Genomic DNA, 10,925 nt, shown 5'->3' on the forward strand with positions numbered 1-10,925 from the left:
CTTCCTTCGTTGCAAAATTTTTAAGCTCTTCCTTTAATTCATTTTTTAAAAGATTGATTTCCTGTCTTACTGCCTCTCTTATTAAATTTGATAAGGTTTTCTCATCCATAACAATCTCCTTAAGTTAGAGTTAGAATAGATAATTATAATAGACTTGTGCTATAAATAGTCAATTGTGGGAAAAAGCTATTTAACTCCAAATTAAATTCCGTATTTTTCACTTAATCCTGAGTCTTGATTTTTTCAGAAGACTTCATTTAACTTATCATCGTAAATATCACCCATGCTTTGAACCATAATGTTTGGTTCAGAAAGAAGAAAGGTATTATAATGAATCTCATTCGCAGGAAATTTGTTTTGATTTTACTTCTTATCATTGCAGTGCTTGTTTTCGGAACAGCAGGATATATGATTATTGAAGATATGAAGTTTATTGATGCATTTTATATGACTGTAATTACTCTCGCAACAGTTGGTTTTAAAGAAGTTAAAGACCTTGATGAGCCTGGTAAAATTTTTACAATTATTCTTATATTGAATGGTTTTGGAATCTTTACCTATAGTCTTACCACAGGAGCTAAAATAATAATTGAAGGAGAAATAAAGGAGGTTTTCAAAAAAAGAAGAATGAGAAAAAAAATTGATGGATTAGCACAACATTACATTGTATGTGGCTATGGAAGAATGGGAAGCATTATAGTTAAAGAACTTAAGGCTAATAATATGCCAGTTGTAGTTATTGAAAAAAATAAAATTAATCTCCCTGAAGATGAAGAATTTGTATATGTAGAAGGTGATGCAACGCATGACGATGTTTTAAAGTCTGCAGGGATAGAAAAAGCTAAGGGACTTATTACAGTTCTGCCATCAGATGCAGAAAATCTTTATGTAGTTTTAAGTGCACGGGAATTAAACCCTGATCTATTTATAGTAGCAAGGGCAATTGATAAAGAAGCAGAATCTAAACTTAAGAGAGCTGGAGCAGACAAAGTAGTATCTCCTTATTTTATCGGTGGACTTAGAATTGCCCATACAATTTTGAGACCTACTGTAGTGGATTTTATTGAATTTGCAACCCGTTCTGAACATATTGAGATTCAGATAGAAGAAATAAAAGTTTCTTCAGGTTCAGGTCTTGTCGGAAAAACAATTGCCCAGAGTGGTATAGGAAGGGACATTGGAGTCATCATACTTGGAATAAAAAGAGCAGATGGAAGAATGAAATTCAATCCAACATCGCAAACTCTTATTAAAGAAGGAGACACATTGATTGTAATAGGACAGACTGATAAACTTTCCCTACTTGAAAAACTTGCTAAGGAATAACTTTCTCAATCAGCCTCAAGGTTTTTTCTGTTGCACCTGATTTATTCAAAAAAAGTTGATAGGCTCTATTACCTATTGTCTGTCTTAGTTCTGAATTTTCTGCTAATTCTTTCAAAATTTCTGGTAAAGAGGCTTTATCAATCATTATACATGCTTTGTGATTTAAAAATTCTTCTATGAATGGAAAATTATGCATAAAGGGACCGCAGACTATAGGTTTCCTCCAATAAGCTGGCTCCAGAGGATTTTGCCCTCCATGGGCAATAAAACTTCCTCCTATAATTGCAATATCACAGATACGATAAAGACTGCCAAGTATTCCCATCTGATCAACAAGGACAACATAGGCTAAAGGTTTAACACTGAAGACAGAAGGCATTTCACTTAATTTTGAAAAAGAGATTTCTTTACTTGACTCAGCAATTTTTCTCTTTATAAGAGTTTCAACTACTTCAAATCTTTCTGGATGTCTTGGTGCAATTATAAGAGTGCCAGTAATATTAAGCTTGAGGAAAGCATCTAAAATAATCTCCTCTTCTGGTTCATGGGTGCTTCCCGCAAGGATAACAGGTTGTTCAATAGCATTTTCCCAAGGAAAGTGAATCTCCCTTAACTCAATGTCAAACTTCATATTCCCTGTCACATGGATTTTTTGTTCCTCTGCACCAATATTTAAAAATCTCTCCTTGTATCTCTCTTCCTGAACACACAGTAGAGTCAATCGTTTAAGTAAAGACTTAATGAAGAACTTAATCTTACTATAGCCGTTAAAAGATTTATCACTCATTCTTCCATTTACAAGGATTACAGGAATTTTTTTAGAAGAGATTCTTATCAAATTAGGCCAGAGTTCTGTTTCAGTGAGAATCAGTGCAACAGGCTTAAAATGTCTTAAAGTTTTATTAATTGCAAATGGAATGTCAAAAGGTATATAAATTACCTTCACATTGTGATTCTTAAATCTATCCTGAGCTATCTTCTGTCCAGTGTCAGTGATTGTGCTTAGAATTATCTCATATTTACTGGAAAGCTCTTTAATCATCCTTGATACAGCCACTACTTCTCCAACTGAGACCGCATGAATCAATATTTTAGGCTTGAATGCTTCAATCTTGTCATTTTTTTTAAAAAATCCGAATTTTTCCCTTATCCATCTTTTTCTTAAAGAAACAGGTCTTTTAAAGTATTCAAAAGGAAGCAGAAACATTAGAGCGACTAAATATAAAAAACTGTAAATTAAAAAAGTTGCTTGCATATCTCCGAAACTTCCAGGGAAGCTTTTTTCCCGACAAAATATTTTCTGATGCTGTCAAGAAAATTAATAATCTTTTCTCTGTAAGCATTGTCATAAAGTAAAAGATTAACCTGTTCTGCGATTATTTTCGTATCAAACTTCTGAATAAATTCAGGCACTCTAACATCGCCCAGATTCATAAAATCAGCAATAACATTAGGCAAAGTAATGTGTTTCACGCCTTTAATGATAGCTTTACCAATAACGTATGATAGAGGATTTAACCTATAAATAACAACCATAGGAATTTTAAGCAAAGTTGCCTGAAGTGTGGATGTGCCTGATGTAATTACTGCAACATCGCTCATTGCCAGTGCAGTAAAGGATTTTTCTTTCAAAATTGTTACATTTCCTGAAGATGTGATTTTCTTAAGAGTGCTTTCACTGAATTCAATATTTGGTGCTTTTGGAATTATGAAATGGTAGGAAGGGAAAATCTTTATAAGTTCTAACATTAAAGGCATTTTTCTCTTTATTTCAGAAGGTCTGCTACCAGGCATTAATGTGACTACTGTATCCTGACTAATTCCGTATTTTTCTCTTAAAAATTTTCTATACTGTGTATGTTCTTCATCTGGCAATTCCTCTATCATAGCTTCAAACATAGGATGACCAACAAATTTCACAGGAACACCTGCTTTTTTATATATAGTTTCTTCAAATGGTAAAACAACAGCCATAAAATCAACAACTTTCCTGATGATATTTATTCTTCCATGTCTCCATGCCCAAATCTGAGGACTCACATAATAAAGAACCTTTTTTCCCATTTCCTTAGCTTTTTTGGCAAGAGTAAGATTAAAATCAGGAAAATCAATTAATATAACACCCTGAACTTCTTTCAAGGCTTTTGTAGCAGCTTCCATATTTTTTCTTATTTTTTTTATATGTCCGAGCACCTCAAAGCCACCAAAAGAATGGGTAATCTCTCCGATAAGCTTCACTCCAGATTGAGCCATGTATTTACCGCCTATTCCAATAAGTTCAAATTTTTCTTTAAGATATGAAGCAAGCAAAGAACCGTAAAGCTCTCCTGATGATTCACCTGCAACTATTAAGAGTTTTGCAGACATCTCAATATAATCTGTGATATTTCATAAACTTCCTCATCGGGAAGTTCAGGATACATTGGTAAAGAAAGAATCTCTCCTGCTACAGCCTCTGCAACAGGTAAGTCCCCTTCTTTATAACCAAGAAAATTTAAGGCTTTCTGCAAATGCATTGGTTGAGGATAGTAAACTACTGAAGGAATTCCATGATTTGATAAAGTTTCTTTTATTTTATCTCTCTTTGAAGATCGAATACTGTAAAGATGATATACATGATAGAAATTATCCTTGTCTTTCGGCGTTATTACAGCATCACTTAAAAGTTTAGTGTAAAGAAATGCTTTTTTTCTTCTTTGCTCGTTGTATTCTTCTATATGCTTCATTTTAATCCTTAAAATTCCTGCTTGAATTTCATCAAGCCTTGAATTTAAACCAATGGTTTCATGAAGATATCTTCCTCTGGAACCATGATTTCTGAGTATCTTTATTTTTTCTGCTATTTTCATATCGTTTGTAACAACCATTCCACCATCACCAAAACATCCGAGATTTTTGCTTGGATAGAAACTAAAACAACCAGCATCACCAAAACTTCCTACTTTTTTATTTCCAATTCTTGCGCCAAAAGCCTGTGCAGCATCTTCAATTACTTTTAAGTCGTATTTCCTGGCAATTTCATTTATCTTTATCATATCTGCTGGAGCTCCGAATATATGAACTGGAATAATTGCCTTTGTTCTTGGAGTAATCTTTTCTTCAATTTTCTCAGGATCAATATTGTAAGTATCCTCTTCAATGTCAACAAAAACAGGCTTTGCTCCCACATAAAGAATAGCTTCAACTGTGGCAAAAAAAGTAAAAGGAGTTGTTATTACTTCATCTCCATAACCTATATCTAAAGCTTTAAGAGCAAGATGAAGGGCATCTGTGCCTGAGGCAACTCCAATTGCATCTACTACACCCAGATATGATTTGACTTCCTCTTCAAAGGCTTTTACATTTTTGCCAAGAATATAATGGGAACTTTCAAGAATTTCATTTATGCATGTGATAATCTCATCTTTGATATTTCTGTATTGTGTTTGCAAGTCAATAAATGGTTTCATCCTATCTCCCTTCGTTTATTTTATCTATTATTTTGAGCACTTCAATTATTTCCTGAGGAGATGCTGCCTGTTGAGAAAACTTTTTTTGTTTTACTGAGTTTAAAAAATCTCTTATTTCCTCATATAAAGGATGACTGTCTACATTCTGCACAGGAATTTCATTAATCTTACCATCTTTATCAACTTCTTTTAATTTTTTATTTATCAAATCAGCATAAATTACACTATTTTGCTGCACAGCAGAGATTTCTCTGCAAAACTCCGAGGAAACTCTACTTGCTGTAAGATGAGCTTTAGTAATTCCTTTCTGTGTCTCAAACTCCATCCAGACAGAGGCATAATCAATCCTTGAAGTTATAATACTCTGGGTAAATACTTTTATATCTGTCAACTCAAAATCTCCAGATTTTTTAAGCATCATCCATATTAAATCAAGGTCATGTATCATAAGATCATAAGTAACATCTGTATCAGTGGCCCTTCCAACAAAAGGAGATACTCTTTTTGTTTGAATAAAAAAAGGTTCTTTCAAATGTTCAAAGAAAGTTTTCACTACAGGATTATATCTTTCTATTAATCCAGCCTGAATTATTACATCTCTTTTTTTTGCCTCATCAAGAAGCATCTCTGCAAAAACAGGTCTTCCAGTTAAAGGCTTTTCTATAAAAATTGCTTTACCATGTTTTATTAAATCCATTCCTATATCAAAATGAGTTATTGTTGGTGTTACAACAAAAAAAATAGGAGTAAATTTCAATAAATCCGCATAATCAACATAATATTTCAATTTATACTGCTGTGCAACTTCTTTAGCTTTTTCTACATCTTTATCTACAATACCAACAATCTCCACATCAGGCATCTGAGTGAGCATTTTTATATGTCTTTGTCCAAAATATCCAGCACCTATCACCGCTACCTTAAATTTCATTTAGGATTTTTTCAACCTCCTGTTTTGCTTTTTTAAAACCATACTGTTTCAAAATTGACACAATTTTCTTTGAAGCAATTTTTTTAAAAATTTCCTGCCTTTTTTTAGTTTCAGGGATTTTTTTCTGAATTTCTTTTCTAAGCTTTTTAAGATATCTCAAATATAATGCAAATTCTTTGCCATATGATTTTGAGATTTCATCCCTGAGGAGTTTACTCAATGCGGGAAAATCAGTAGAAATAGCTATGGTTAAATCTGCTTTATTAAAAATTGCTGGAACATTATACAACAAACCGCCAATTTCTGAGACATCTGTAGCAGTGACACAGTTTACCAAAAATTTAGCATTCTTTACTATCTGAGCATTAAGTTTCTCATCTGATGTAGCAGCCACAACTAAAATCGCATCATCAATGTCTTCTTTACTGAATTGCTTTTTTATATACTCTATCTGACCTTTTTCAACGATTTTTCTTATGTTCTCGTTAATTTCAGGACTTATTAATGTTATTCTTGCTCCATAATGAAGCAGTGTTTTTATCTTTCTTTCAGCAACCCTACCACCACCAACTACAACACACTTTTTACCTTTTATGTCAATAAAAGCTGGAAAAAGCTTAGCCATTTATTGAATTTTAAGTCCTTCTGCTTTTTTTGCAAAATGACTGTCTGGAAATTTTTCCTTTAAAAGCTGAATATACTGCTTTGCCATGTCTGTCATATTGAGATTTTTATATGAATCTGCAAGTAAATAAAGAGTTTCATCAAGATTTTTAAAATCTGGATAGTTTTTCAAAATTCCCTCAAATCTTCCAATAGCAGCTTTATAAGAGCCTTTTTTGTGATAAAATTTACCAATTAAAAGCTCGCCCTCTGCAATAATGTTCCTACATTTCTGAATTCTCAAAGGAAGAATTTCTCCATAAGGATGTCTTGGATACATCTTTTCAAGCTTTAAAAATTCATTCAGTGCTTTTTGAGCAGTGCCTGCTCCTCTTTCAGCACCTTCTATCTGTCTGAAATAAGCCATTCCGATGCTGTATTGAGCATAAGGAGCATAGGTAGATTCAGGGTAAAGTTCCAGGAATCTTCTGTATTCAGTAATTGCAAGCTCAGGTTCATCTTCTTTTAAATACGACTCAGCTATCTTGAGCTGAGCAAGAGGAGCATACTCCTTTGCTGATTCTCTGTTTTTTATTTCAAGAAGAAGTTTTCTTGCCTCTTCATACTCTTTTTTACTTATAAGTTCATCTGCTTTCTTTAGATAAACTACAGGATCAAACTCTTCTTTTTTAATAGCCTCTTTCCCACCACAACTAAGGAGTAAAGAAAAAATAACAATCAAAACAAATAATTTAATGAGTGTTTTCATTGGGATACCCCTTGTTCTTTAGCATTTATTAAAACTTTTCAACTTTAGTTTAGTCAAGCTGTTCTTCTTATTTCAAATCCCTTCAATCCTTCAGGTTCTTCCCATATTATCTCAATATTGTCAACCCTTGCATAAGGCGGTCCTTCCTTGCATCTTTGAATAGCATGAGAGATCGCATTCTCATCACCTTCAAATACTGCCTCAACTCTTCCGTCTCTTAAATTTCTCACCCATCCATTTAATTTTAAAGAATGAGCAACTTCCTGTGTGAATGCTCTGTAAAAAACTCCCTGAACCCTTCCACTTATAAAAAGATGCGCTCTTTTCATTGTTCACTCCTTAATATCCTCTTAAAACTCTCAATCTCCTCTGTGCATCTGCTTCCCAGCCACGCTTTCCATCAGTAAGTTGCAGTGCTGTGGAGAGATTTTCTATAGCTTTAGCCCTATTTCCCACTGCCTGATAATCAACACCAAGATAGTAATATGTATCAGGATTTTCACTAACTAATTTTTTAGCTTTTTCAAGAGTATTTATACTTTCATTCCATCTTCCTGTATGAGTCAAAGCTACTCCTTTTATAAGCAATGGATAGAAATAAAGACTGTCAAGCTGTATAGCTCTATTAGCATCGTTTATTGCTTCAGAGTATCTTTTTAAATTTAAATTTACAAGTGCTCTATAAGTGTATGCCTGATTACTTCCATAAACTGCTATTGCCTTATCAAGAAGACTTAAAGCCTCTGAGTAATTATGGAATTTTATGTATTTCTTTGCTCTTTCAACATAATCATAAGATTCTTTAGTAGATCTAAGAATTGATTGAATCCTATGAAAATTTTCGCTATCCTGCTTAAGTCTATAAGAATCAGGATACTGTCTTGAAATCATTTGCTGAACATTTTTTATTCTTGTATCAGGCAGAGGATGAGTGCTCAGCCATTCAACATTTCCACCCTTTTGCATTGCTTTGAACTTTTCAAACATGCTTAAAAGGCCTTCTGGATCATAGCCAGCCTGATAACTGAATTTTACCCCAAGAGAGTCTGCTTCATTTTCCTGATCACGGCTAAATTTAAGCTGAAGAAGTCCTGATGAAACCTGGGCAAGACTCATTACTGCAGCAGCATATTTACTTTCATGCAATGCTATGCCAAGAATGTTTAAAAGAATATTCATTCCATAAGTTTTTTCCAGAAATTTGGCATGATGTCTTGCATTGATATGTCCAAGTTCATGTGCAAGGACTCCCACGAGTTCGCTTTCTTTATCCATTTTTAATAAAATCCCTCTTGTTATAAAAACCGGTCCTCCGGGCAGGGCAAAAGCATTTATTTCAGAAGAGTTTACAACATAAAAACGGTAATCAACTTTTCTTGGTGTAATTGAAGCAATCTTTTCTCCAATCCCTCTTATATAGTTCTGAACTTCTCTGTCAGGATATAAACCATCATTTTCATTTATTGCAGAGGCAATGATCTGATGCCCAATGGATATCTCCTGCTCAGTAGAAAGCAGAGTGTAAACTTTCTTACCAGAAAGAGGGTCTATCTCCTGAATACAAGCAAAAAGTAAAAAAGGTAAAAAGAAAATGAAAAACTTAAAAAATTTCTTCTTCATTGACAACTTCATTTTTTATTTTACTTACAAGCTCCTGTAACGCAGGAAAAACATCAGTGCGAAGCCTGCCTGCCACAAGCACCTTCATTATATCATCACCAATTTTTAATTCTCCCTCATTTATCCAGACTTTAATCTCTACAATTCCTTGTTGCTTTTTAATCTCTTCAATGAGCATATTTAACTTTTTAGCATTATAAGAAAGACGCATACCCCTCACAGGTTTTCCATTTTTAGAAGTTGCCCTGACAATTCCATTATGAATAAGAATCATTCCTATGGAACTGCTTTCAGGATGTCTTTTTATTTCACTGATCCAGTTCTCAATCATTTAATAGAACTATATTATCACAAAAATAATTAATCTTTAAAGTCATAAAATGAGATTAAGAATTGTCATTGAAGTTGTTGAAAATGGTAAAAAATGATATACTTAAACTAAATTTTTAATGTTTGAACAGACTTCAGAAGATTTATGGAAGAGTATAAGTTCAAACCAATTGGGTATGTAAAAACTAAAGCAGAAAGCCTTCCAAGACACTGGAGTGTCTCTGATGTGGAAGGAGAGATTGTTATTAAGCCAGAGTATCAGCCTGGATTAAGGGATATAAAGGCAGGAGATAAAATAGTTGTCATATTTTGCTTTCACAAATCTCCTGCATTCAGCCCTGAAAAACTTATTCAGAAGCCACCGCATTTAAACGAAACAAGAGGGGTTTTCAGCACCTGTTCACCTCACAGACCAAATCCAATAGGACTTTCTGTGCTTGAAGTTATTGATGTAAGAGATAACATAATCAAAGTAAGAAGACTTGATATGTATGATGGAACTCCGATTCTTGATATAAAACCCTACATTGAATACAAACCAGAAGGAGAATAAATGAAAAAAACATTATTTTCAGGAAATTTCAAGTTTTTAAACAGTCTCAAATAAATTAAACTCAAATGAATTAGAGAGGTAAAAATGCGACTTAAAATTAAATTCTATCATCCTGAAAAATCCTTTATCACCCTACCCTGCCATTACAACGAAATCATTCAGGGATTTATATATCATCATCTTGAATCTCATATTGGAGAAAATCTTCATGACAGAGGCTTTAAAGACCCTGAGACACAACGAAGGATGAAATTTTTTACCTTTTCAAGGCTTATTCCCTCTGAAAAAGCCCATGTAAAAGAAGGTAAGATATACTTGTATGGCAATGTAAGTCTAATTATCTCATCTCCGTTTAATGATTTTATTCAATCCTTTGCAATGACTCTGCTTAAAGCTGGCACATTAAGAATTGGCAGTGAAAACATGATTTTATCATCAGTACAGGTAGAAGGACCACCTGCTTACAAAGACAGAATCTATGTTAAAACTCTTTCACCTATCACTGTTTATAGCACCCTCGAAACCGCTAATGGAAAAAGAAAAACCTACTATTACTGTCCCTTTGAAAAAGAGTTTGAAAAATTGTTAATTAAAAATTTGCAAAGAAAGCTAAGAACATGGCGAGGAAGCACAATACTGGAAGGCTCAATAAAACCTTACAAAGTAAACTCAAAAGACCAGAGGATCGTTATTTACAAAAACACAGTGATAAAGGGATGGGATGGAGTATTTGAACTCAATCTTCCAGAAGAACTTTTTACAATGGCTTTTGAAGCAGGCATTGGCGCAAAAAACTCCCTTGGCTTTGGATGTATAGAGGTATGGAGAAGCGAAAGAAAAGATAAAGAATGAATTGAAGCAAAATTAAGCCTCATCCCCTCCATGGGATTGATACAGAGGGAGAGACTTTGATATGATTTAAAGTAAAAAAGGAAAATGAAGGAAGTAAGTTGAGAATGGAAGTTTTCCAGAAAATTTTTGGATTTAAGCCTTATGAGTTTCAAATTAAAGTGTCGGAGGAAATATATCAAGGAAATCTTCCAATTCTGTTTAAAGCTCCAGCAGGCTCTGGAAAAACAGAAGCAGTTTTAGTACCCTTTTTATCACAATTTATCAATAATAAGTTTGAAATAGCACCTTGTATGATTTATGTATTGCCGATGAGGGTTCTTGTAAATAGTATCGCAGAGAGAATTAAAAGATATGCTGAAAAGATTTCTCCACACATTACTGTTAAAGTCCAGCATGGTGATGTTCCCAATTCGCCATTTTTTATCGGAGATATTATAGTTACAACACTTGACCAGTTTCTTTATGGTTTTGCAAGGGCAAGCCAACAGGTAG

The 10,925-nt window shown here is 33.6% G+C and carries 13 protein-coding genes; 4 read left to right on the plus strand and 9 right to left on the minus strand.

Annotated elements, in window-relative coordinates; genetic code table 11:
• The first annotated feature begins 330 nt into the window (after positions 1–330).
• Complete coding sequence (locus ACP5O9_RS08355) at positions 331–1,326, plus strand: potassium channel family protein (protein ID WP_428723811.1); 996 nt, start codon at positions 331–333, stop codon at positions 1,324–1,326.
• Here ACP5O9_RS08355 and ACP5O9_RS08360 read toward each other — a convergent pair.
• Genes ACP5O9_RS08360 through ACP5O9_RS08400 form a run of 9 tightly spaced genes read right to left on the minus strand, consistent with a single transcriptional unit; the run spans position 1,316 to position 9,029 of the window.
• Entirely contained in the window at positions 1,316–2,533 is a 1,218-nt protein-coding gene (locus ACP5O9_RS08360; RefSeq protein WP_428723810.1) for a 3-deoxy-D-manno-octulosonic acid transferase, read from the minus strand. The two genes, ACP5O9_RS08355 and ACP5O9_RS08360, sit on opposite strands and share 11 nt — an antisense overlap.
• Positions 2,534–2,562: 29 nt before the next feature.
• Positions 2,563–3,693: a lipid-A-disaccharide synthase gene (lpxB, locus tag ACP5O9_RS08365; RefSeq protein ID WP_353686798.1), complete on the minus strand. Its 1,131-nt coding sequence runs from the start codon at positions 3,691–3,693 to the stop codon at positions 2,563–2,565.
• A complete protein-coding gene (locus ACP5O9_RS08370) occupies positions 3,675–4,775 on the minus strand; it encodes a DegT/DnrJ/EryC1/StrS family aminotransferase (RefSeq protein ID WP_428723809.1) in 1,101 nt (366 codons plus the stop codon). The genes lpxB and ACP5O9_RS08370 overlap by 19 nt, the downstream gene beginning before the upstream one ends.
• Position 4,776: 1 nt before the next feature.
• On the minus strand, positions 4,777–5,706 hold the full coding sequence (locus ACP5O9_RS08375; protein ID WP_424904644.1) for a Gfo/Idh/MocA family protein: 930 nt from the start codon (positions 5,704–5,706) through the stop codon (positions 4,777–4,779).
• Positions 5,696–6,331 (minus strand): precorrin-2 dehydrogenase/sirohydrochlorin ferrochelatase family protein, encoded by a 636-nt coding sequence (locus ACP5O9_RS08380; RefSeq protein WP_428723808.1) that lies wholly within the window; start codon positions 6,329–6,331, stop codon positions 5,696–5,698. Before ACP5O9_RS08380 ends, ACP5O9_RS08375 begins: the two co-directional genes overlap by 11 nt.
• A complete protein-coding gene (locus ACP5O9_RS08385) occupies positions 6,332–7,078 on the minus strand; it encodes an outer membrane protein assembly factor BamD (RefSeq protein ID WP_353686794.1) in 747 nt (248 codons plus the stop codon).
• A 53-nt stretch (positions 7,079–7,131) separates the two neighbouring features.
• A complete protein-coding gene (locus ACP5O9_RS08390; protein ID WP_353686793.1) occupies positions 7,132–7,407 on the minus strand; it encodes an acylphosphatase in 276 nt (91 codons plus the stop codon).
• 10 nt (positions 7,408–7,417) lie between these two features.
• Complete coding sequence (locus ACP5O9_RS08395) at positions 7,418–8,698, minus strand: beta-barrel assembly-enhancing protease (RefSeq protein WP_428723807.1); 1,281 nt, start codon at positions 8,696–8,698, stop codon at positions 7,418–7,420.
• Positions 8,679–9,029: a molybdenum cofactor biosynthesis protein MoaE gene (locus ACP5O9_RS08400; protein WP_353686791.1), complete on the minus strand. Its 351-nt coding sequence runs from the start codon at positions 9,027–9,029 to the stop codon at positions 8,679–8,681. The genes ACP5O9_RS08395 and ACP5O9_RS08400 overlap by 20 nt, the downstream gene beginning before the upstream one ends.
• A 144-nt stretch (positions 9,030–9,173) precedes the next feature.
• Between ACP5O9_RS08400 and tsaA the strand changes: the two genes are divergently transcribed.
• The 3 genes from tsaA to ACP5O9_RS08415 all read left to right on the plus strand — a co-directional run.
• Positions 9,174–9,581: an SAM-dependent methyltransferase gene (gene tsaA / locus ACP5O9_RS08405; RefSeq protein ID WP_428723806.1), complete on the plus strand. Its 408-nt coding sequence runs from the start codon at positions 9,174–9,176 to the stop codon at positions 9,579–9,581.
• An 84-nt stretch (positions 9,582–9,665) separates the two neighbouring features.
• Complete coding sequence (cas6, locus tag ACP5O9_RS08410) at positions 9,666–10,433, plus strand: CRISPR-associated endoribonuclease Cas6 (RefSeq protein WP_353686789.1); 768 nt, start codon at positions 9,666–9,668, stop codon at positions 10,431–10,433.
• A gap of 104 nt (positions 10,434–10,537) precedes the next feature.
• Positions 10,538–10,925, plus strand: a 388-nt coding sequence (locus ACP5O9_RS08415) for a DEAD/DEAH box helicase (RefSeq protein WP_428723822.1), incomplete at its 3' end; no start/stop codon positions are given.

Source organism: Thermodesulfovibrio sp. (assembly GCF_049969575.1).
Taxonomy (GTDB): Bacteria; Nitrospirota; Thermodesulfovibrionia; order Thermodesulfovibrionales; family Thermodesulfovibrionaceae; genus Thermodesulfovibrio; species Thermodesulfovibrio obliviosus.

Excerpts from the sequence above, each read along its gene's own strand:
- ACP5O9_RS08355 (WP_428723811.1), top strand. The coding sequence starts at position 331 with ATGAATCTCATTCGCAGGAAATTTGTTTTGATTTTACTTCTTATCATT.
- ACP5O9_RS08360 (WP_428723810.1), bottom strand. The coding sequence starts at position 2,533 with ATGTTTCTGCTTCCTTTTGAATACTTTAAAAGACCTGTTTCTTTAAGA.
- lpxB (WP_353686798.1), bottom strand. The coding sequence starts at position 3,693 with ATGTCTGCAAAACTCTTAATAGTTGCAGGTGAATCATCAGGAGAGCTT.
- ACP5O9_RS08370 (WP_428723809.1), bottom strand. The coding sequence starts at position 4,775 with ATGAAACCATTTATTGACTTGCAAACACAATACAGAAATATCAAAGAT.
- ACP5O9_RS08375 (WP_424904644.1), bottom strand. The coding sequence starts at position 5,706 with ATGAAATTTAAGGTAGCGGTGATAGGTGCTGGATATTTTGGACAAAGA.
- ACP5O9_RS08380 (WP_428723808.1), bottom strand. The coding sequence starts at position 6,331 with ATGGCTAAGCTTTTTCCAGCTTTTATTGACATAAAAGGTAAAAAGTGT.
- ACP5O9_RS08385 (WP_353686794.1), bottom strand. The coding sequence starts at position 7,078 with ATGAAAACACTCATTAAATTATTTGTTTTGATTGTTATTTTTTCTTTA.
- ACP5O9_RS08390 (WP_353686793.1), bottom strand. The coding sequence starts at position 7,407 with ATGAAAAGAGCGCATCTTTTTATAAGTGGAAGGGTTCAGGGAGTTTTT.
- ACP5O9_RS08395 (WP_428723807.1), bottom strand. The coding sequence starts at position 8,698 with ATGAAGAAGAAATTTTTTAAGTTTTTCATTTTCTTTTTACCTTTTTTA.
- ACP5O9_RS08400 (WP_353686791.1), bottom strand. The coding sequence starts at position 9,029 with ATGATTGAGAACTGGATCAGTGAAATAAAAAGACATCCTGAAAGCAGT.
- tsaA (WP_428723806.1), top strand. The coding sequence starts at position 9,174 with ATGGAAGAGTATAAGTTCAAACCAATTGGGTATGTAAAAACTAAAGCA.
- cas6 (WP_353686789.1), top strand. The coding sequence starts at position 9,666 with ATGCGACTTAAAATTAAATTCTATCATCCTGAAAAATCCTTTATCACC.